Origin of the sequence: Actinophytocola sp., assembly GCF_045807065.1 — a bacterium.
Classification (GTDB): domain Bacteria; phylum Actinomycetota; class Actinomycetes; order Mycobacteriales; family Pseudonocardiaceae; genus Actinophytocola.
On sequence record NZ_JBJMIE010000031.1, the window covers coordinates 29,810 to 49,834 of the forward strand.

Annotated in this window: 20 protein-coding genes; 16 read left to right on the top strand and 4 right to left on the bottom strand. The window is 69.6% G+C overall.

What is annotated here, in order from left to right; genetic code table 11:
- Positions 1-23 precede the first annotated feature (23 nt).
- The 8 genes from ACJ73U_RS01810 (at position 24) to ACJ73U_RS01845 (ending at position 6,631) form a co-directional block, all read left to right on the top strand.
- Positions 24-860, top strand: coding sequence for an ABC transporter permease (locus tag ACJ73U_RS01810; protein WP_407775713.1), 837 nt, complete (start codon positions 24-26; stop codon positions 858-860).
- 26 nt (positions 861-886) lie between these two features.
- Complete coding sequence (locus tag ACJ73U_RS01815) at positions 887-1,456, top strand: carboxymuconolactone decarboxylase family protein (protein WP_407775714.1); 570 nt, start codon at positions 887-889, stop codon at positions 1,454-1,456.
- 140 nt (positions 1,457-1,596) lie between these two features.
- Positions 1,597-2,304 (top strand): SDR family NAD(P)-dependent oxidoreductase, encoded by a 708-nt coding sequence (locus tag ACJ73U_RS01820; protein WP_407775715.1) that lies wholly within the window; start codon positions 1,597-1,599, stop codon positions 2,302-2,304.
- Positions 2,305-2,324: 20 nt separating this feature from the next.
- On the top strand, positions 2,325-3,110 hold the full coding sequence (locus tag ACJ73U_RS01825) for an SDR family NAD(P)-dependent oxidoreductase (RefSeq protein WP_407775716.1): 786 nt from the start codon (positions 2,325-2,327) through the stop codon (positions 3,108-3,110).
- Between the two features lie 44 nt (positions 3,111-3,154).
- Positions 3,155-4,024, top strand: coding sequence for a fumarylacetoacetate hydrolase family protein (locus ACJ73U_RS01830; protein ID WP_407775717.1), 870 nt, complete (start codon positions 3,155-3,157; stop codon positions 4,022-4,024).
- Positions 4,025-4,032: 8 nt separating this feature from the next.
- Positions 4,033-5,142, top strand: a complete 1,110-nt coding sequence (locus tag ACJ73U_RS01835; protein WP_407775718.1) for an alpha-hydroxy acid oxidase — start codon at positions 4,033-4,035, stop codon at positions 5,140-5,142.
- Complete coding sequence (locus ACJ73U_RS01840; protein WP_407775733.1) at positions 5,139-5,960, top strand: CoA transferase subunit A; 822 nt, start codon at positions 5,139-5,141, stop codon at positions 5,958-5,960. Before ACJ73U_RS01835 ends, ACJ73U_RS01840 begins: the two co-directional genes overlap by 4 nt.
- On the top strand, positions 5,957-6,631 hold the full coding sequence (locus ACJ73U_RS01845; protein ID WP_407775719.1) for a 3-oxoacid CoA-transferase subunit B: 675 nt from the start codon (positions 5,957-5,959) through the stop codon (positions 6,629-6,631). The genes ACJ73U_RS01840 and ACJ73U_RS01845 overlap by 4 nt, the downstream gene beginning before the upstream one ends.
- 518 nt (positions 6,632-7,149) lie before the next feature.
- Here the strand turns inward: ACJ73U_RS01845 and ACJ73U_RS01850 are convergent.
- Positions 7,150-8,511 carry a glycosyltransferase gene (locus tag ACJ73U_RS01850; protein WP_407775720.1) on the bottom strand — a complete coding sequence of 454 codons (1,362 nt, stop codon included), beginning with the start codon at positions 8,509-8,511 and terminating at the stop codon, positions 7,150-7,152.
- An 80-nt stretch (positions 8,512-8,591) separates the two neighbouring features.
- Here ACJ73U_RS01850 and ACJ73U_RS01855 point away from each other — a divergent pair, with 80 nt between their 5' ends.
- Entirely contained in the window at positions 8,592-9,254 is a 663-nt protein-coding gene (locus ACJ73U_RS01855) for a TetR/AcrR family transcriptional regulator (protein ID WP_407775721.1), read from the top strand.
- A gap of 737 nt (positions 9,255-9,991) precedes the next feature.
- On the opposite strand, the gene ACJ73U_RS01860 is transcribed toward ACJ73U_RS01855, so the two are convergent.
- Complete coding sequence (locus tag ACJ73U_RS01860) at positions 9,992-12,460, bottom strand: hypothetical protein (RefSeq protein WP_407775722.1); 2,469 nt, start codon at positions 12,458-12,460, stop codon at positions 9,992-9,994.
- A 221-nt stretch (positions 12,461-12,681) separates the two neighbouring features.
- On the opposite strand from ACJ73U_RS01860, the gene ACJ73U_RS01865 reads away from it, so the two are divergent.
- Positions 12,682-13,374, top strand: coding sequence for a helix-turn-helix domain-containing protein (locus tag ACJ73U_RS01865; RefSeq protein WP_407775723.1), 693 nt, complete (start codon positions 12,682-12,684; stop codon positions 13,372-13,374).
- Positions 13,375-13,644: 270 nt separating this feature from the next.
- Here ACJ73U_RS01865 and ACJ73U_RS01870 read toward each other — a convergent pair whose 3' ends face one another.
- A complete protein-coding gene (locus tag ACJ73U_RS01870) occupies positions 13,645-13,926 on the bottom strand; it encodes a hypothetical protein (RefSeq protein WP_407775724.1) in 282 nt (93 codons plus the stop codon).
- Positions 13,927-14,066: 140 nt separating this feature from the next.
- On the opposite strand from ACJ73U_RS01870, the gene ACJ73U_RS01875 reads away from it, so the two are divergent.
- Positions 14,067-14,573 (top strand): MarR family winged helix-turn-helix transcriptional regulator, encoded by a 507-nt coding sequence (locus ACJ73U_RS01875; protein ID WP_407775725.1) that lies wholly within the window; start codon positions 14,067-14,069, stop codon positions 14,571-14,573.
- Between the two features lie 342 nt (positions 14,574-14,915).
- On the opposite strand, the gene ACJ73U_RS01880 is transcribed toward ACJ73U_RS01875, so the two are convergent.
- On the bottom strand, positions 14,916-15,272 hold the full coding sequence (locus ACJ73U_RS01880; RefSeq protein WP_407775726.1) for a nuclear transport factor 2 family protein: 357 nt from the start codon (positions 15,270-15,272) through the stop codon (positions 14,916-14,918).
- 82 nt (positions 15,273-15,354) lie between these two features.
- On the opposite strand from ACJ73U_RS01880, the gene ACJ73U_RS01885 reads away from it, so the two are divergent.
- The 5 genes from ACJ73U_RS01885 to ACJ73U_RS01905 all read left to right on the top strand — a co-directional run.
- A complete protein-coding gene (locus ACJ73U_RS01885; RefSeq protein ID WP_407775727.1) occupies positions 15,355-15,735 on the top strand; it encodes a nuclear transport factor 2 family protein in 381 nt (126 codons plus the stop codon).
- Between the two features lie 422 nt (positions 15,736-16,157).
- Positions 16,158-17,414 carry a glycosyl hydrolase family 28-related protein gene (locus tag ACJ73U_RS01890; RefSeq protein WP_407775728.1) on the top strand — a complete coding sequence of 419 codons (1,257 nt, stop codon included), beginning with the start codon at positions 16,158-16,160 and terminating at the stop codon, positions 17,412-17,414.
- Positions 17,415-17,864: 450 nt separating this feature from the next.
- Positions 17,865-18,086: a hypothetical protein gene (locus ACJ73U_RS01895; RefSeq protein ID WP_407775729.1), complete on the top strand. Its 222-nt coding sequence runs from the start codon at positions 17,865-17,867 to the stop codon at positions 18,084-18,086.
- A 155-nt stretch (positions 18,087-18,241) separates the two neighbouring features.
- A complete protein-coding gene (locus tag ACJ73U_RS01900; protein ID WP_407775730.1) occupies positions 18,242-19,051 on the top strand; it encodes a hypothetical protein in 810 nt (269 codons plus the stop codon).
- A gap of 25 nt (positions 19,052-19,076) precedes the next feature.
- A partial coding sequence (locus ACJ73U_RS01905; protein WP_407775731.1) for a hypothetical protein occupies positions 19,077-20,025 on the top strand: 949 nt, incomplete at its 3' end.

A 20,025-nucleotide genomic window follows, 5' to 3' on the forward strand; every position in this document is an offset into this window, starting at 1 on the left:
CGGAAGCACCCCGAGGAGCACCCGTGAAAACCAGGACGTTGCGCTCGCTGGCCGTCCAGCTGTGGCTGCCGGCGGTGGTGCTCGTGGTTCTCTGGTTCAGCACCGCCAACAGCAAGTCGTTCTACTTCCCGCCCTTCTCCGAGGTCCTGGTCGCGCTCAGGGACGGGTTCGTGGAGGGGTCGCTCGTCGGCGACATCGCCTTCAGCATGCGCAACGTCCTCGCCGGTCTCGTGCTGGCGACCGTGGTCGGGATCCTGCTCGGCTTCCTGATCGGGGAGAGCAGGAGCCTGCGCGTCGCGGCCCAGCCGTTCCTCGACTACCTGCGCGCCACACCGATGGTCGCGTTCATCCCCGTGATCATCCTGACCTTCGGTATCGGGGCCGCACCCAAGGTGTTCCTCATCTTCCTAGGCGCGGTGTGGCCCATCCTCCTGAACACGATCAGCGGTGTGCACGGCATCGCCACGGCCGTGCGCGAGTCGGCACGCGCCTACCGGATCCCCGCCGCGTTGCGGCTGCGCAAGGTCCTGCTGCCGGCCGCGCTTCCCCAGATCTTCGCCGGCATCCGGATCTCGCTCTCCGTGGCGATCGTGATGATGATCGTGGGCGAGATCTACGGCTCGCCACACGGGCTCGGGCACTTCATCCTGGACGCGGGTCAGCGCTTCCAGGTCAAGGACACCTGGGCCGGCACGCTGCTCATCGGCGTCATCGGGTACCTCATGACGCTGGTACTGCTGGGGATCGAGCGCGTCTGCCTCGGCTGGTACGTGCGGCGCCCGCCACGCATGCGGCGTCAGGACCGGCGACTGGCCCCGGCCGCCCGCCAGGAGGACGAGTCGCGGTTCGCCGCGGTATGACCTTCCGCCCCACCTCGAGGAGCCGCATGACGCCCCGCCTGCAACCCCTGCGCCCCAGCGAGCTGACCCCGGAACAGGCCGAGGTGTACGAGCGCATCGTCGGCGGACCCCGCGGTGGGGGACCCCGGCTGTTCGACCTCACCGACGCCGAGGGACGGCTGAACGGGCCGTTCAACGCGATGCTCCTCGCGCCGGCGCTCGGGGACGCGCTGCAGGAGCTCGGCGCCCGCGTGCGCTACCGCACGTCCCTGCCGGACCGGATCAGGGAGATGGCGATCCTCGCCGTCGCCACCCGCTGGCGGAGCGACTTCGAGCGGTACGCCCATGAGGCGATCGGCCGGGCGGCCGGGCTCACCGAGGACGAGATCCGCGCGCTGCGCGAGGAGTCCGCCCCGCGGCCCGAGGACCCCCACGAGGCCGCCGCGCTCGATCTCGTGCGGAGCCTGCTGGTCGGCGGCGACCTCGACGACGACGCGTGGTCGGCGGCCCGGGCCGAACTGAGCGAGGTGGAGGTCTTCGAGCTGACCACGCTCGTCGGCTACTACGTCTCGCTGGCGCTGCTGATGCGGGTCTTCCGGGTCGGGCTTCCCGAGTGAGCAGGCCGTGTTGACGAGCAAGAGTGTCGACAGTTACTGTCGACACTACCGCTACTCGCCCTCAATTGAAGGCAGCTCGTATGAAGACAGATACTACTGTCGACACTTCTTGGCTCGGTCTCCACGACGCCGCTGTACTGGTGGCGGGAGCCGGCGGCATCGGCGCGGAGTGCGTGGCGGGCTACGTCGGCGCGGGAGCGCGGGTGCTCGTCACCGATCGCGACGAGGTACGCCTGCGCCGGCTCGCCGACGACGTCCCCGGCATCGAGGTCGTTCCCGCGGACCTGACCCAGCGAGGTGCCGGCGCGGCCGTGGTCGCTGAGGCGGTGGCCCGGCTCGGCGGTCTCGATGTCCTCCTGCACTGCGTCGGCGTCAACGACCGCCGCGCGGTGCTGGAGTTCACCGAGGACGAGTGGGACCGGGTCATGCGGGTGAACCTGTCGACGGCCTTCGGGACCGCACAGGCCGCGGGGCGGCACATGGTCGCCAGGCAGCGGGGCCGGATCGTGCTGCTCTCCTCCGTCTCCGGGCACCTGGCCCACGCCCACCACGGTCCCTACGCCGCGTCCAAGGGGGCCATGAACCAGATGATGCGGGTGATGGCGCGGGAGTGGGCCCGCTTCGGCGTCACCGTCAACGCCGTCGCGCCCGGCTACGTCGAAACCAACCTCACCACGGCCTACCTCGCCCGGCCGGGAGTCCGCGACGGGCTCGTCGGGCTGGTACCCGCCGGTCGCCTCGGCCGCCCGGACGAGATCGTCGGTCCGGTGCTGTTCCTCTCCTCGGCCCGCGCCGCCTTCGTCACCGGCCACGTCCTGTACGCCGACGGCGGCCGCACCCTCGTCTGACCACCACCCGGGAGCACCTCATGGGCAGTCAACAGATCTTCCCCCGCTTCAGCGGGAAGTCGGTTCTCGTCACGGGAGCCGGGACCGGCTTCGGCGCCGAGATCGCCTTCCGCGCGGCCCAGGAAGGGGCGCGGGTGGGCGTCCACTACAACCGGTCGAAGGACGGCGCCGAGCAGACCGCGGCGCGGATCCGGGAGATCGGCGGCGCGGCGTTCGTCGTCCAGGCCGACATCTCCAGCTGGGACTCGATCAGACAGCTGGCCGACGAGACGTTCGCCCACTTCGGCGGTCTCGACGTGCTCGTCAACAACGTGGGGGACGTCGCGACCGAGCAGATGTCCTGGCAGGAGCTCACGAGGGAGTCGCTGGACCGAGTCATCGACGTCGACGTCAAGGGCACCCTGCTCATGTGCCACGAGTTCGGGCGGCGCATGGTCGAGGCGGGGCACGGCAACATCGTCAACATCGGCTCCACCGTCGTGGTGCGCGGGAGTGCGCGGGCGCCGCAGTACGCCGCCGCCAAGTACGGCCTCCTGGGCATCACCAAGTCCTACGCCGCCGCGTTCGCGCCCGCCGTGCGGGTCAACACCTTCGCGCCGGGGTTCATGGAGACCGGCGCGACGCTGGAGCGGTCGGACTGGCAGGGCGGTCGCCGGGAGAAGCTCCTGGCCGCGACCCCGCTGGGCCGGATCCCCGCGCCGGAGGTCGTCGCGGGCACCGCACTGTTCCTCGCCACCGACGACGCCTCCCACATGACCGGCGCGTACCTGCTCGCCGACGGCGGTTTCAACATGGTCGGCGCCTGAACCGGCCGCACCCCGACGCCACGAACGAACGGAGTACGCACGCCATGAAGCTGATCACCTTCGACGAGGGCCGCGTCGGTCGCCTCGATGGCGACGACGTCATCGAGCTCGACGTGCCCTCCACCCGCGAGTACTTCGAACGCGGGGGGAAGGTCGCCGAGACCGGTGAACGTCTCGCCCTCGGCGACGTCCGGCTGCGGGCGCCGATCCGGCCGAAGAAGTTCTTCCACACGGCCGGCAACTTCGCCGACCACCACGAGGAGCTGCGGGCCGTGGACTGGTCGCATCCGGTCCACAAGGGAATCGTGTTCTTCCAGAACGTCGACGCGATCATCGGCCCCGACGACCCGGTCGTCTACCCGTCGCACCTGACGGAAGAACTGGACTACGAACTGGAGCTCGCCGTCGTCATCGGTAAACCCGGCAAGTTCTTCGGCCCGGAACAGGCCCTCGACCACATCGCCGGGTTCACGGTGTTCAACGACATCACCGCGCGCGACATCCAGCGCACGGAGATGGAGTCCGGCGTGTTCTCCTTCTCCAAGGCCATCGACACGTTCTGCCCCATCGGCCCGTGGATCGTCACCGCCGACGAGGTCCCCAACATGATGGACCTGGCGATGGAGCTGCGCGTCAACGGCGAGGTGCGGCAGACCGGCAACACCAAGCAGATGCGGGTCTCCATCCCGCACCTGGTGGCCTACCACTCCCCGCAGGTCTACAGCGCGGGCGACCTCGTCACCACCGGCACGGTGTCCGGGGTGGCCGCCGTGCAACCCAACCCCTTCGACTTCTACCTGCGTCCCGGCGACACGGTCGAAGCCGAGATCGAGGGCATCGGTGTCCTGCGCAACCACGTCGTCTCATGGGAGGACGCGTACGGGGAGCCGGCACCGTCGCGCGTGGACTGGTAGGGCGCGCCATGCGGCGACTGGCCGAGTTCGACAGCTACGACGAGCTGCGTGAGCGCGCCCGGAAGGTGTTGCCCGCCACGCTGTTCGCGGACATGACGCGCGGGGCTGGCCGCGGCGTGACGGCACGGGCGAACGAGACCGCCTTCGACGAGGTCGACCTGGTGCCGCGGGCCGCGGTGGGGTGGCCCGCGCGTTCGCTCGGCACGACCGTGCTCGGCGCCGAGGTGTCGATGCCGGTGCTGGTGTCGCCGGTCGGTGGGCTTCGGCTGGTCCACCCCGACGGGGCGCCGGGGTGTGCCGCGGCGGCGGGACGAGCGGGCACGGTCGCCGCGGTGAGCATGATGGCCGGGCACGGGGTGGACGAGGTGGCCGTCAGGTCCACCGGCCCGGTCTGGCAGCAGGTCTACCTCTCTCACGGCCGCGAGCGGTGCCTCCAGGTCATCGCGGACGCCCGGCGCCGGGGCTTCCACGCCCTGGTGGTGACCGTGGACTGTCCCGTGTCGCCGAAGAAGCCGGTGGGACTGTCGGTGTCGTTCGCCACCGCGCGGAGGTTCGGGCCCGAGCTGGTGCGCCGGCCCGGGTGGACGGCCCGGTTCGTCCGCGACGGCGCCCGCCTGGCCACCGCCAGGGAGGCGCTCGGCCCGCGGCGTAACCAGACGGCACTGTGGAGCGACATGGGCTGGCTCAAGGAGGCGTGGGGCGGTCCTCTCGTGGTCAAGGGAGTCGTGACGCCGGCCGACGCCAGACGTGCGGTCGCCGCCGGCGTCGATGCCGTCGTCGTGTCCAACCACGGCGGCATGGCACTGGACGGCGCGCCGGCCACGCTGCCGGCCCTCGGACCGGTCGTGCGGGCGGCCGGCGGTGAGCTGGAGGTGTTCCTGGACGGCGGCGTCCGGCAGGGGAGCGACGTCGTCCGCGCGGTGGCCATGGGTGCCCGGGCGGTGATGGTGGGGCGGCCGGCGCTGCTCGGGTTGGCGGTCGGGGGAGCCCGGGGTGTCGGGCGGGTGCTCGACATGCTGCGCCACCAACTCGACGTCGCGCTCGCGATGGTCGGTGTCGCGTCGGTCGCGGACCTGGACCGGTCCTTCGTCCGACCGCCGGCGGCGTGGCCGGCATGAGCGCGGCCGCGCACGGACGGGCATCCGCGACGAGCGGCGGGCCCCTCGACAAGGTGGTACCCAGCGCGCGCGACGCCGTGGCCGACATTCCCGACGGCGCCAGTCTCGCGGTCGGCGGGTTCGGTCTCGCGGGCATCCCCTGGGTCCTCATCGAGGCGCTGTTCGCGCAGGGCGCGACCGATCTCACGGTGGTCTCCAACAACTGCGGTGTCGACGGGGCCGGCCTCGGGGTGCTGTTGGCGGCGCGGCGCATCAGCCGGGTGACCGCGTCCTACCTCGGGGAGAACAAGGAGTTCGCCCGGCAGTTCCTCTCAGGCGAGCTGCACGTGGAACTCACGCCCCAGGGGACCCTCGCGGAGCGGCTGCGCGCCGGCGGGGCGGGCATCGGCGCGTTCTTCACCCCCACCGGGGTGGGCACGGTGGTGGCGGACGGCGGGCTGCCATGGCGGTACGCCCCGGACGGCGGTGTCGCGGTCACCTCGCCACCCAAGGAGGTGCGCACGTTCCAGGGCCGGGAGATGGTCCTGGAGGAGTCGATAGTCACCGATTTCGCGCTGGTCCGGGCCGCTCGGGTGGACCGCGAGGGGAACTGCGTGTTCCACGCGGCCGCACGCAACTTCAACCCCGTCGCGGCCATGGCGGGCCGGACCACGATCGTCGAGGCCGAGCAGGTCGTCGAGGTCGGCGAGCTCGCCCCCGACGACGTGCACCTGCCCGGGATCTTCGTCCAGCGGGTCGTCGGGCTCACCGCGGCACAGGTGGCGCACAAGCGGGTGGAGAAGCGAACGGTCAGGCCACGGGCGGAGGGCACGCGGTGAGCTGGACCCGCGAACAGCTGGCGGCCAGGGCGGCCGCCGAACTCCGGCCGGGGCAGTACGTGAACCTGGGTATCGGCCTGCCCACCCTCGTGCCCCAGTACCTGCCGCCCGAAGTCGACGTCGTACTGCACGCGGAGAACGGGATCCTCGGTGTGGGCCCGTACCCGGCCGAGAGCGAGGTCGACCCGGATCTCATCAACGCCGGCAAGGAGACGGTCACCGTGCGTCCCGGCGCGACCTTCTTCGACTCGGCCACGAGCTTCGCCATGATCAGGGGCGGCCACCTCGACGTGGCGATGCTCGGCGGCATGCAGGTCTCCGCCCACGGCGACCTCGCCAACTGGTTCGTGCCCGGGAAGATGGTCAAGGGCATGGGCGGCGCGATGGACCTGGTGCACGGGGCCGCCCGGGTCATCGTCCTGATGGAACACCGCACGCGCGACGGCACCCCGAAGCTCGTGCGGCGGTGCGACCTGCCGTTGACGGGACGAGGCGTGGTCGCCAGGGTGATCACCGACCTGGCCGTGCTGGACATCCGCGACGGCACGTTCGTCCTCGTCGAAACGGCACCAGGGGTCGACGCCGCGGAGGTCCAGCGGTGGACGGCGGCGCCTGTCGTGTGCCCGAGTTCGCCGCGGCACGCGGCCGAACCGCGACACGGGGCCGAATAGTCGACGTCCGCGCAACGTCGCCGTCCCCGCCGCTGTCCGGCCTCGCGCCTGCCGCGTTCCGGTACGGGCGCCCACAACGGGGTCGTGTTCACCGGCGCATCCAGCGTCGCGGTGACCCGCTACCGCTACCCCGGCAGCACCATCCCGACCCCTTGGACCCCGAATCCGACAGCCGTCACCAGCAGCTGACCACCGGGAAAGACACGTGGAGCGCCCGGTGCGGAGAAATTCGCACGCCGGGTGCGGCGGGCGGGCCAAGGAAACCCACCGAGAGCAATCTCAGCAGGGCGCCTCGGTCCGACCCAACTGATCAACCAAGGACTTCGCCCATGATCAACCGGGGCCACACACCAGCGCCATCCGGTTAACAACAAGCCAAGCATCAGGTCATACCGCACGGATCGTGCTCGTCGCGAACGGCTGGCATCGGCGTCCTCTTGTCGGCAGAAGCGGACGTTGGCGGCCTCGATCACTGTGTCATGGCTCGTTCTGTGGCATGGAAAGCTGTCGAGTTCGTGTCAGGAACCTTCTGCGCAGTTGCGCACGGTGTTGTCGCGGTGTGGCGGTTGTGGGTGGTGCGGTGGGCCGCTGGGTGCGTGGTCGGCGATCACCTGGTCGACGATCTCGGCGAGTCGGTGGACTCCGCGTGTGGCGGCCATGCGTTCGGCGATGCGGCGTGCGGCATCCCGGTAGTGGTGGTCGTCGAGCACGGCGCGGACGGCGCGGCGGACGGCGGACGGTGTCGGGGTTCGGGTTCTGATGCGGCGTCCGACGCCTGCCCACGCGACCCGGGCGATGACTTCTGGCTTGTCCTCGTGGCGGCCGGCGGCGACGATCGGCACGCCGTGGCGCAGTGCGTACTGCACGCCGCCGTACCCGCCGTTGGTGACGTAGACGTCGGTCTTGGGCAACAGTTCGTCGTAGGGCAGGAACTCGGCGGCTCGGGCGTTCGTGGGCAGCGGTGGCAGGGACTGCAGCGGCTGCCCGCCGGTCGCGACGGCGATCAGTACGTCCTCGCCGGCGAGGCCTTCGAGTGCAGGGGTGATGAGTTGGCTGAAGTCGTTGTTGGCGATGGTTCCCTGGGTGAGGTGTACGACGGGTTTCGAGCCGTCGAGTTCGTGCCACCACGGGGGAAGCGGCGCCCGCGAACCGGAGGCCGAGATCGGTCCCGCGAAGTGCAGGGTGGCGGGGGCGTCGGACCGCGGGTATTCGAACTCGGGCACGGTGAACTGCACGATCGCGTCGGCGTGGCGGGGCCAGTCGAGCACCGCGAAGGGAATCGAGCGGGCGTGCAACCGGTGGAACAGCTGGTCGGCGATTCGCTCGACCGCCGGGAACACGACCTTGTTGGCGAGCAGTGCGAGTGCGCTGTTGCGGAGCCGGCCAACCGGGCCGGGCAGCGGCGTGAGTCCCATGCCGAAGGGTGCGGTGTCCCGGCTGGAGATCATCAGCGGGCAGATGCCGCACATCACGATCGGCGGCCGGACACCGATGGGGTGGCCGAGGAGGAACGCGCCACCGATGAAGGCCGGGTCGGCGAGCAGCGCGTCGACCGGCTCGGCGGCGTGCGCGGCCATGACGGCGTCGTGTTGGACCGAGCCGGGCCGGACGAAGATGTGCTCGATGTCGTGGGCGATCGCCGTGGTGCCCTTCAGGGCGGCACGCTCGGGGAAGGTCTTGTTCCAGTCCTGCCGGTCGTCGAAGTCCGCTTCGGCCGGCAGGGCCAGGTGCTCGGCGCCGGTCGCCTCGACGATGCCGGCGAAGCGGGACCCGGTGAGGAAACGCACCCGGTCCCCTCGGCCGGCGAGGTGCCGTGCGACGGCGAGCAGTGGCGTGACGTGCCCGTGGATGGGCATGGTGGCGATCATGATCGAGGGCACGACGCCCTCCCTTTTGGCCGCTGGAGAGATAGGATTGGAGACTATGGAGCAGTATTCATCTGTGTGTGACAGTAGTCAATATGTCGGGCGCTGACAGCCGCGCCCGCCCGTACCGTTCCGAACTCCGGCGACGCCAGGCGGCGGAGACCAGGCGGCGCGTCGTCGAGTCGGCCGTCGAGGTGTTCAGCGAGCACGGGTACCACGGCGCCACGTTCACCCAGATCGCGAAGCGGGCCGACGTCTCCGTCGAGACGGTGCAGAAGCACGGTCCCAAGACGGCGTTGCTGTGGGCCGCGGTCGAGGTGGCCTCCTTCGGTGCCGAAGGTGAGATCGACTTCTTCGACACCGATCGGGGCAGGGCCGTGCTCGACGTCGGTGATCCCAAGGCATTCGCGGCATACCTCGGTGAGACGATGCTCGCGATCAACGAGCCAGTCGCCGGCGTCTGGACGGCGGTCACCACCGCGGCCCACGGAGACCGCGAAGTCCGGGACAACCTGGCCGAGAGACTCGCCTCGATCAGAAAGCAGGTCGCGAACGTCCTCCGCATGATCGGTGAACGCGGCTGGATGCGGGCCGACGTGCCCTTCGACGACCTCGTCGAGGCACTCTGCGTCATCACCAGCGTCGAGAGCTACGTGCGCTACGTGCGCCTGGACGGCAAATCACCCGAGGAATACAAGGCCTTCGTCGCACGCACAGTCCACGACACCATCCTCCTGCACCACTCCGAAAACTCCTAGCCGCCGCTCACCCGCAACCAGCGTGCATCGCGGCAGCTCGATCAGCGGCATGAGCGGACGTCGGCTGCTGGTCCTCTTCGAACGAACCACGCGGGACAGTCCGTAGATCTTCTCGGCGTGACCGGGTTCAGCTTGTGCGGCATCGCGGATGAGCCGAGTCGGGACTGCGGCGGTTTCCGGCATGGTTCGTTCGCGTCGTCGGCGTGTCCGATTATCCACCTGTCTCTTGCATTATTGCGTTTGTTCGGACTAACACGGCGTTTCCGTCGATTCCCGCCTGGTTGGCCTCGTTGGCGACGCGGATGAGCAGGTCACCGTTGGTCTGGATTACGGCTCTGGTGCCTTGTGGACCCACGACAGCCTGCGGCGCCGGTTGACGTGTCGGTGTTGTTCAGTGCCTGAACGTCGGCGCGTCAGTGGAGCAGATGCCGCGCGGTCTGCGTACCTGGGAGACTGAGACATCCCGCACCCCGATCGCGACCGGGCAACGGGTTGCCGCCAGTACGGGGCCCGACTGCGTGTGCGACGCCGAGATCGCACGGCAGCTGCGCCGCGGCGGCTACCCGCTGCACCAGGTCTCGCGGTTCGTTGAGTCGCTGCGTGAGGCAGGCGGACGGACCTGTTGAGTGCCTTCCTTGACTCCTGGCAGGGCCGGCTGACCATGCGCAGCCGCAACCTCCTCGCCGACGCGGCCCAGCTCGACGCCTACCTCACGCTGCTGCATCAGATGTGGCCGGTCAGCTCAGGCGCTTCCAGTCGCCGAAGGCGGAGCCGGGTCCGGTCTGGCTGTTGACGTACACGACACCGGCGCCGTCGGTGCAGACGACCGACATCGTGGCGTCGTGGCCGGTCAGGATCTCCGGGTCACCGGTCAGGGTTGGGCCGGAGTTCAGCTGGGCCGGGCCGTCGATGCCGGCGCCCTCGTAGGCGGCGCCGATGAGAACCACGGCTCCGGTCGTGGTCCGGGCCGCGATCTCGGCGCCACCGGCCGCGTTGACGGTGGTGGCCGGCGAGCCCACGACGCTGGTCCCGAGACCGAGCGGTCCCCACTGGCCGAACGACGAGCCCGCGAACGACTGCCCGTTGAGGTACAGGTTTCCGTCGGCCGCGATGACGAAGATCTTCATGATGCCGTCCGCGGTGATGACGACGGCCGGGTCACCGGTCACCGCCAGTCCGCCGTCCGCGATGCGAGCCCAGCTGTTGATCCCGGCGCCCTCGTAGGCCGCGCCGATGCCGACGACTCCCCCGTCCGCGGTGCGGGCGTAGACCGAGACGCCGCCGCCCGCGTTGACCAGCGCACACGGCCGGCCGGCGACCAAGGTGCCGCCGAGGTCGAGCGGGCCCCACGGAACGAACGACGAACCGGCGAACGACTGCCCGCTCAGGGACAGGTTCCCGTCGGTGTCCACGGCGAAGACCTTCATGATGCCGTCGGCGGTGAGCACGGCGGTCGGGTCGCCGGCGACGCTGCCGCCCAGGTCGGCCCAGCCGCTGAACGGGGCACCGGCGCTCGACTGGCTGTTGATCCGCACGTGTCCGGTGCGGTCGCGGGCGAACACCGAGGTGCCGCCGGTGGCGTTCACCAGGGCCCACGGGCGCCCGGTGAACGTGCCGGCGCCCTCGAGTGGCTGACCGTTGAGGTAGACGTTGCCGTCGCCGTGTATCTGGAACGACTGCAGGCCGGTGGGCGCGAGCACGGTGGAGCCGCCGTGGCCGGTGGTCAGGGCCACCACCGGAGCCCAGGGGCCGAAGGCGGAGCCGGGGCTGGACTGGGCGGTCACATAGGTGTTGCTGTCGAGAGTGGGCGCGAAGACCTTCATCGTGCCGTCGGTGTCCAGGACGATGTGGGGATCGCCGGCGAAGGTCGCACCGGAGGCGAGCAACGCGACGCTGTCGATTCCGCCGCCCTCCCGCACCGCGGCGACGAGCGCGACCGGCCCGGCCGTGGTCCGGACCGCGACCTCCGCACCCCCGCCCGCGTTGACGGTGGCCCACGGCGACCCGGTCACCACGGTTCCCGGCGCGAGCGGGTACCACGGGCTGAACGCCGAGCCGGCGGCGGACTGGCCGCTGAAGTACAGCTTGCCGTCGGCGGCCGTGTCGAAGACCTTCATGACGCCGTCCGCGGTCATGACCGCCGTGGGGTCACCCGTCAGCGCGGCCGCCGGGCGGCCGAGGTCGGCCTGGCCGCCGATACCGTCGCCTTCGTGGCTCGCGCCGATCGCGGTGACCGTGCCGCCGCTCGTGCGGGCGAACACCTCCGCGCCGCCACCCGCGTTGACCATCGCCCACGGTCGGCCGGTCAACGCGACGCCGTTGGTCAGCTTCCCCCAGGGGCTGAACGCCGAGCCGGGAGCGGACTGGCCGCTGAAGTACAGGTTCCCGTCCGGGCCGACCGCGAAGACCTTCATGATGCCGTCGGCGGTCATGATGGCCGACGGGTCGCCCGCCGCGCTGCCGCCGAGGTCCGCCCAGCCGCTGAACGAGGCGCCGGCGCCGTTCTGGCTGGTGATGACGATGTGCCCGTCAGCGCGTCGCGCGTAGACGGAGGTGCCGCCGGTGGGGTTGATCAGCGCCCACGGCCTGCCGGTCAGGTTGCCCGCCGTGCTCAAGGGCACCCACCCGCAGAACGGGGTGCCCGGGGTGGTCTGCCCGCTGACGTAGAGGTTGCCGTCCGGTCTGATCTGGAACGTCTGCCGCTCGGTGGGAGTCAGGACGGCCTGCCCACCCTGCCGCACCGGATAGGCCGCCGGTGGCGGCGGCGCGTCGTCGACGATGTTGCGGTAGCGGTAGGCGGTGTACTCGCTGCTCGGGTGACTGTCGAACTCCCCCGCGTTGATGCTGGTGTGGTCGTGATGCACGACTTTGCCGCCGAATGTGTAGTACCAGAAGTGCACGTGGTCGGAGTCCCAGCTGTCGAACAGGAACGCGTGCTCACCGGGGTCGGTCAGGAAGTCCCCGGCCTTGAGGTCGGCGCGGCTGATCTTGATGCCGTCCCGGGGCAACGTGGCCGAGGTGTCGCTGTTGTCGAGGTTCAGCGCCATCGAGACGTAGCCGGAACAGTCGGTGCGATACCGCCGGCCCTGCGGATCCGGCGCTGTCGCGCTCTGGTCGTACTGAATGCCCTTGTTGAACCAGAAGCGTGCCCGGCTGATGACCTCGGCGCGGCTGATCGGCCCGCCGACGGACTGTGATTGTGACATGTCCGCATCGTGTGCCACTCGTGCGGACTCCGGCCACGATCGAACCGAGACTCGGGACACCGCCGGGACATCCAGCGTCCTGACCTGGCATGACCCACCGCGTCGGGACTGTTGCGGGACAGCTCGAGACCGCCGCCGTGGACACCGCGCGTCGTCCGGTGCGACACTTTCGGGTCAGGCGCACTGGGGAGCTGCGCCGGCGAACGCAGGGGGACTGGGGTATGCGTGGCGAACTCGCGGCTGAGTTGCGACGGTTGCAGACCGCGTCGGGGATGAGCCTGCGCCAGTTGGAACGCGAGACCCACGCCAGCAGTTCGTCGTTGTCCCGGTACCTGTCCGGCCGGACGGTGCCGCCGTGGTCGGTGGTCGAGTCGTTGTGCCGGGTCGCCGAAGGCAGACCGGACGACCTGCGCCCGCTGTGGGAGCGCGCGAAGACGAACCCGACCCAGCCGGCGGATCCGGCACCTCAACCCGAACGGACTCCGCGCCGACACAGACGCTTCCTGGTGTTCGCCGGCGGTGTGCTCACCGGCGTCGCGTTGGCCCTGGCGACCATGCTCGTTCCCGCGGTTCGCACCATGCTCGGCATCTCGTTCCAGGACGTGCCCGCCGACCCGTACTACCGGGTGGCGTTCCTGAGCCGCGACAAGGACGGCTCGTTGCGGTCGGTCTGGATGAAGACCGGGGCCTGCCCCACCGGCGGCTGGCACCGACTGGTCACCAACGTGCCCGACACCGCCCGCTTCACCGCGACCAGCTATGTCATCGACGAGGCCGAGTGCCCGCTCAGCGTGTTCCTCGACGCCGACGGCCAGGGCCTCGGCCTGGCACTCGACGCCGACCGGCGCGTACATGACCTCGACAGCCGCACCGACGGCCGCGTGTCCTCGCTGGTCGCCTACGACCATCGGTGAACTCGGTTGAGGACATCGGCGAGCTTGTCCGGTGCGCTGATCACCGCCAGGTGGCCGGCGTCGAGGTCGATGACGTCCTGGCGCGGTAGTGCGGACTGGCAACGGGGACGCGAGCACGACTTGGACATCCGGTGGTTCGGGTGCGGCGGCACCGCGGAGGTCGTGGACGCGGCGCGGCGGCTCGGGGTGCGGGTGATCGGTGTGGCCGGCCGGAGCCGCAGGGGTGCGAGGGCGTCGGCTGTCAGATGAGGTCGCTGAAGCGCGGCCGGGTCATGCGTCCGTACGGTAGCTGGCGGCGCGGTTCATCCAGCGTGTGCCCTCATCCTTGTCGCCGGCTTCGACGAGTTTCAGTCCGTAGCCCATCCAAGCGCCGAACGCGCTTTCGCCCCGCAGGCCGTCGATCGGCCAGTCGTCGCGGTCGTGGAGGGCGGCCAGTTCCGCGTACTCGGCGCGGACGGCGTCGTCGCTGAAGTCGCTCTCCCACAGCCGCTCGGCCCACAGGCGCAACGCCGACCACAGCAGCCACAGGCGTCCGGTGTTGAACTCGGTCACCCGCCGCAGCCGGTGCACCGCTTCGGCGCCGAGGGTGCCGGTTTTGAGGCGGCCCTGTAGTGACGCCCGGGCTGAAGCCGCCGCCTACGCTATCGTCGATCAGGCGGCGCGGATGAGAGCAGGGGAGGATCGCCTACCTCATGTACGAGATTGCTTCGGAGTCGCCGTTCGCCTTGCTGTCGGACGACGAAACGCGTGCCTGGTATGCGTACATGAAGGTGAATCTGCGGCTGCGGTACGAGATGAATCGCCAGTTGCGGGCCGATCACGGGCTTTCCCTCGCTGATTTCGACGTTCTGGTGGCCTTGATCAGCGACGAGCAGACGACCCTGTCGGTTTCCGACCTGGCCATCCGCATCGGGTGGGAACGCAGCCGCGTCAGCCACCAGGTCCGCCGCATGGCGGACCGGGCCCTGGTCGAGACCACTGTCAGTGAAGCCGACAAGCGAGTCACCGTGGTGTCACTCACGCCCGCAGGACGCGACACACTCGCCGCGGCATCTCGAAGTCACGTCGCTCTTGTGCGGAGGATGTTCCTCGATACGCTCGACAGCCGCAGCGCCCGGCAAATCGCCCTGTTGTTCGAACAGATCTACGACAATCTCATCACCCACGGCACGCTGCCACGTCCAGCCGATCACCCGTGACCTGCACCGCGCTCACCGTTTTCGCCGCCGCCGCGCAAGGCCCAGCACCGATGGCTGCATCAGGGCGGTGGCGGTGAAATCCGCGGTGTAGGCGGGGAATCTTCGCCGGGTCGATGATGGCCGTCGCGCAGATCGCCCCGATGTCCTCGACCGCGATCATCTGCAACGGGGAACCGGGCACCAGTGGATACCGAGACGGCATCCTGCAGAGCGCGCGCACCCCGACCCGGGCCGCAAGCAGTTGCTTCGCGACCGCGCCGCCTGCTGCCCTGTCGCACCCACGACGGCGGGACGCAGAAGTCCTGAACTCAACGGGCCCTCCTCAGCCGCCGCACTCAACGATCACGGGGTGATGATCGTGTAGACCTTCGCGATGAGCCCGCTCTCGACCAGGCAGATGTCCATGCCCCGGACGACCGGCGCCTGCCCTTCCGGCCCGAAGGTCCAAGCCAGGAAGCCGAGATCATGGTTGACGAAGATGGGCCCGCCTTCCGCGAACACGAAATCGGGTGCTTCGTCGAGCAGCCTCTGCGCCTTGGCGTTCAGTGCCTCGCGCCCCACCACAATCTTTTCCGGGTCGGCGAAGACGACGTCGTCGGTGTAGGTGCGCTCGACCGCTGCGGCGCGCCGCAGCGGGTCGCGCTCCCCGAAGACTTCGTGCAGGTTCGCCTTCATCAGCGATTCGATCTCGTCGGACATCGTTCTCCCGTTCTCAAATTACGTGAAGTATCATGTAAGTTCTGGCTGGCGGTCAAGGTCGCCTCGCGCGGGAAGGAGCTTCGTGGACGACACGATCGTGCAGACACTGGTGGACCGGTTCGCGATCCGCGAAGTGATCGACGCCTACGCCCGGCACGCCGACCGGCGTGAACCGCTGGAGCAAGCTGCGACCTTCACTGTCGATGGCCGCGTGACGCTTTACGATGGTGATCCACAGACTCGCGAACCGCTGCAGACCATCCAGGGGCGCGACGCGCTGGCTTCCACGTTCGCCGGCCTGATCGAGCAGTACGAAGCCACGACGTACCTCAACGGACAACCCACGATCGGCTTCGACCACGACGGCCGGGCTCACGGTGAGACGTACTGCATAACGTTCCACCGCTTGCGGGAGGACGGACAGCAGTTCCTCCTGACCATGGCCATCCGGTACCTCGACTGAGGTTCCCCCCCAGATCGTGGAGGCATTGGCTGCGGGTCAGTACGAAGTCGACGTATCAGTGGCGGCGTCGCTGGCGCGCTGGTGGGATGGCGGGCGCTGGCGTCGAAGGGTCCGGGTGGGTCGAGGTGTCGCCTCGGCGGCGGGGTGAGCCGACTGCGGACCAGCGCCACTCCTCGGCAGCCGGGTCCCGGGGTCGGCGTAGCCGAAGCACCACGCGTCGAACGGCACCGCCCGTCGCGCCGGCAGAGTTGGACGGTCCAGCGGCGACGCTCCCGGACTGGGTCCACACCGTCGGCGACCGCGTCAGGACCGTCTTGGGCTAGCCGCGCGTCTACAGCAAGCTCGAACTCCTTGCCGGCGTACTCGGTCTATCCCGTGAACGCGGGATGGGATTCGCCGGTCGGAGCCGGCAGCCTGGAACCATGATTCTCAACGTGTTGGACTTCGGCGCGACAGGTGATGGCCGCACTGACGACAGCGCCGCCATTCAGGCTGCGATCGACGCCGCGACCGGAAGAAGTGACCCGGCGACGACGAGCCGGGTGCCGACCGGCGTCGTGTATCTCCCGGCCGGTTCCTACCGCTGTGGCACCTCTCTGCGGGTCCGGTCGGTGCAGGGATTCCATCTGGTCGGTGCGGGTCCGAACCTGACGGCGATCGAGGTCGCCGACGGCGCCAGGCTGGACAGCCTGCTGGAGATCGACGGCGCGGTCGACGGGATCTTCGAGGCATTCACCCTCAGGACGAGGGACACCGCCGGCACGGACTTCGTGGACAAGATGTTCTACCTACACTGGAGCGGACCGGCGGGACCCGCCCACCGCTCGACCTCCAACAACTCCGTGCGCGACGTTACGATCACGGGCGGCCACTTCCGCACCGGCTTCGCCGTCGGCAGTGAGCCCGCCGACAACGGGTGGCAATGCGACGGGACGGTGTTCCGGCAGTGCTTGGTCAGCGGCGTCATACCAGCGGCCGGACTCCCGCTGCCGCCGGATCCTGGCCAGCCCCGGAACCCCACCCAGTGGGACAAGATCCCGGCGGCGGTGCTGCAGAACGGCTGGGAGATCGGCAACGGGACGCACGGCAACAACATCGACCACTTCCTCTACGCCTGTTCCTGGGCACACGTACGGAACGGGCTGCGGCTGAACGCTTCCAACGCGACGCTGCACGGGGCGCAACCGGCGGGCGCACTGCTGGACCTGAACTTCTCCGGGTCCGCCCATCCGATCGTCATCGAGGGACTGCGGTCGGAGATGGCCGGTGCGCTCCTGGACCACGGCGGTGGCGCCGCCGACAGCCACGTGACATTGCGAAACGTCAACTGGGGTGCGCTGGGAATGGTCGGACGGACGCAGAACCCGCATTTCCCGGCCTGGATCAGGCGAGCCTGCTCCGGCACTCTGCACCTGGAGAACGTGGTCTGCGAAGGCTCCCGCGCGGAGGTCACACCCGCCATCGACCTGAACTCGCCCGGCGGCAACGCGTTGTCCTGCGTGGCGACCGGCGTCGCCGCGCAGTCGCCGGTCGGATCCGCATTCGTACCAGGCCCCGGAACCCAGCTCACGATCATGAACTACCACGAACGGGACAAGGACCACGTCATCACCGCGATCACCCCGCTCCGGATGATGCACGGCCCAAAGGTGATCTTCGAGGTGCCGCCCGCGGCCTGACGACCTCGGCGCCGCGGTCACGACGGGTCGGCCCAGCCGCAGCCGATGCGCGGGCGCCGGCTGAGCTGACTGACTGGCGGTGGGGTGGGCAGTGGCAGCGGACACCGAGCCGGGCAGGTAGGTTCCGGTCACGCCGGTAAGCCGGCGGTGGTGATCTCGACCCGCACGCCTCCAGTTGCCGGCCGTCCGGGACGGTGACGACCTCAGTCGCGGTGGACTTGTGCGGGTCGATACCGATCTTGAGTTCCGTCGGTGTTGCGATGGTCCGCCGCGGTCCTCCGTCAGCGCGGCCGCCGCCCTCGCGGACTTTCGCGGCACGGGGAAGCCGGCGCACGTGTGCCTGGTCGACCCCCGCGACGACTCCGTGACACTGCGCCTCGCCTTGCGGTCCGAAAAGGACAGTCATCCGCCGGTTCCCTCGTCCCCACCGGACTCCCGTACGACCGCACGATGGCGCCGATGTACTGCGTGCCGGCCGACATCGACGCCGACGGCGACCTCGACGTCGAGCATCGCCGCGAGTTGACCGATTCGATGCCGGACGGTGTTACGGTGCCCTTAAGGGCGGCGGCGGATGAAGTGGTAGACGGTGGTGATGCCGAACTGCTACCGCGATGTCCAACCGGGACGTACATGTCGTGCCCGCTGTGGTCAACGGCGCGCGAATCCTAGAGCGACCGCACGGTCACCTTCCGTTCTTGTCGACGGATTGTGGTCGGATTGTGGAACCGGACTGCTTAGGTGATTGGTGTTCGGGGGAACACACAGCCTTCTGTGCACAGGACCGTATCCGTTGTCCTGGATGTACTGGGAATTGGGATGACCACATGACGGTGTTCGGAGATCGCGTGCTGCGCGAGCTCAGTGATCCGGGCACGCTCGGCACCTTGCTGCTGCCGTCCGCCGACGCCGACGGCAAGGTCCGGACGATGCTCGGGGCGACCTACGACCTGACGGCGGTGCGGATCGACGGGGTCAGCGCGGTCCAGGTACGCGACGTCGCGCTGGAACGGCCTGTGTTCCGGGCAGGCCGCCAGGACGGGTCGTGGTCCCAGCTCGTGCCGGCCTACACCCGCACCGAGGTGAGCTTCACGGTGCCGTCACCCGCCGATCCACTGTGGGTCGACGTGCTCGCGGAGATCGACGTCACCGTGGTGGCCGAGGTGGACCCGAGCGGTGCGGAATCCGTGCTGTCCAAAGGTTTCGACACCTTCACCACACTCGACGAGTTCCGTGCCCGGTTCACGTTCCTCGACCTCGACGCGTTCCTCGCCGAGCACCACATCAGCACGGTCGAGGAGCTGCGGGACGCCTTCGACTACGTGGTGACGGAGATCCAGCTGCGGACTCCCACGACGTTCCACGCCGACGACCCGGCCAACACGCACACGTTGCCGGTCACGCTGGCGGCGGTCGTCAGCGATCCCTTCGACCTGACCGCCGGGCTGCGGGCCACGCGGCTCGTGCGGGAGGCCGCCACGACCCTGACCGGCGCGGTGCCGGCCGGTATCCCCACCGAGGTCACCGCCGCCTACGCGACCGCCGTGGTCGCCGCCGCGGACGGGCTCGACACGGCGGACATCGAGCGGCTCTACGCCACCGAGGGTGTCGTCACCCTCTTCCTGTCAACCGACTGAAACACCAACTACGGAGGAGGATCCGATGGCCGTTCGGTACGTCCGGGTCAACCCGACCGTCAACCTGTTCGCACCTGTGGTCCGCGCGTTCGGCAACATCGCGGTAGTGGGGCGCACGACGTCCGTGACCGCCGCGGTCGCCGAGGCCGTGGCGTTCACCAACCCCGACGACGCGAAGGACGCCGTCCCCGGCGAGCTGGGGGACGCCATCGCGCTCGCGTTCGCCCAGACACCAGGGCCCACCCTCGTCTACGGCGTGCCGGTGGCGAGCGAGACCCCGGACTGGGCAGGCGCGCTGGCCGCCGTCGCCGCGCTGAACGTCCAGCTCGTGGTCCTGGCGAACACTCCGGTGACCGCCGAGACGACCCCCAAGGACGCACCCATCAAGCTGCTCTCCGACCACGTCGCCGCGGTGTCGAACACGGGCTCGGACGGCATGGAGCGCATGGGCGTCGCCATGCTGGACAAGGGCAAGACAGATCCGAAGGTCATCATCGCGAACGAGCGGATGGTCTACATCGCCCACAACAGCGAGGAGGACGCGGCGGCCGCCGTCGCGGGCACCATCGCGGGCTACGCGCCGTCGGTGTCGCTGCTGCTCAAACCGGTGCACATCACCAGCGCGCCGTTCCAGCCCGCGGACATCGAGGTGCTGAACGGGCCGGAGACCAGTGACTCCGGGCCGGGCGGCAAGGGCGTCAACTGGCTGACCACCCCGGCGCTCATCCCCGGCAACGGCGTCTACATGGGCGAGGGTTACACGGGCGATCCCGGACACGGCAAGAAGTTCATCGACGTCGTCCGGTTCGTGGACGACGTGTCGTTCCGGCTCAAGGCACAGCTGATCAGCTCCATCGGCAACGTCCGGATCACCCGGTCCGGCCTGCGTGCGCTGGTCGCCCAGATGGAGGCGATCCTCACGCCGTTGGTCGACGCGGACGTGCTGAACGGTTTCCAGCTCGTCGTGCCGGTGC

Coding starts and splice junctions, on each gene's coding strand:
- ACJ73U_RS01815 (WP_407775714.1), top strand. CDS start 887: ATGACGCCCCGCCTGCAACCCCTGCGCCCCAGCGAGCTGACCCCGGAA.
- ACJ73U_RS01840 (WP_407775733.1), top strand. CDS start 5,139: ATGAGCGCGGCCGCGCACGGACGGGCATCCGCGACGAGCGGCGGGCCC.
- ACJ73U_RS01855 (WP_407775721.1), top strand. CDS start 8,592: ATGTCGGGCGCTGACAGCCGCGCCCGCCCGTACCGTTCCGAACTCCGG.
- ACJ73U_RS01830 (WP_407775717.1), top strand. CDS start 3,155: ATGAAGCTGATCACCTTCGACGAGGGCCGCGTCGGTCGCCTCGATGGC.
- ACJ73U_RS01880 (WP_407775726.1), bottom strand. CDS start 15,272: ATGTCCGACGAGATCGAATCGCTGATGAAGGCGAACCTGCACGAAGTC.
- ACJ73U_RS01895 (WP_407775729.1), top strand. CDS start 17,865: ATGGCGCCGATGTACTGCGTGCCGGCCGACATCGACGCCGACGGCGAC.
- ACJ73U_RS01900 (WP_407775730.1), top strand. CDS start 18,242: ATGACGGTGTTCGGAGATCGCGTGCTGCGCGAGCTCAGTGATCCGGGC.
- ACJ73U_RS01860 (WP_407775722.1), bottom strand. CDS start 12,460: ATGTCACAATCACAGTCCGTCGGCGGGCCGATCAGCCGCGCCGAGGTC.
- ACJ73U_RS01890 (WP_407775728.1), top strand. CDS start 16,158: ATGATTCTCAACGTGTTGGACTTCGGCGCGACAGGTGATGGCCGCACT.
- ACJ73U_RS01875 (WP_407775725.1), top strand. CDS start 14,067: ATGTACGAGATTGCTTCGGAGTCGCCGTTCGCCTTGCTGTCGGACGAC.
- ACJ73U_RS01835 (WP_407775718.1), top strand. CDS start 4,033: ATGCGGCGACTGGCCGAGTTCGACAGCTACGACGAGCTGCGTGAGCGC.
- ACJ73U_RS01865 (WP_407775723.1), top strand. CDS start 12,682: ATGCGTGGCGAACTCGCGGCTGAGTTGCGACGGTTGCAGACCGCGTCG.
- ACJ73U_RS01825 (WP_407775716.1), top strand. CDS start 2,325: ATGGGCAGTCAACAGATCTTCCCCCGCTTCAGCGGGAAGTCGGTTCTC.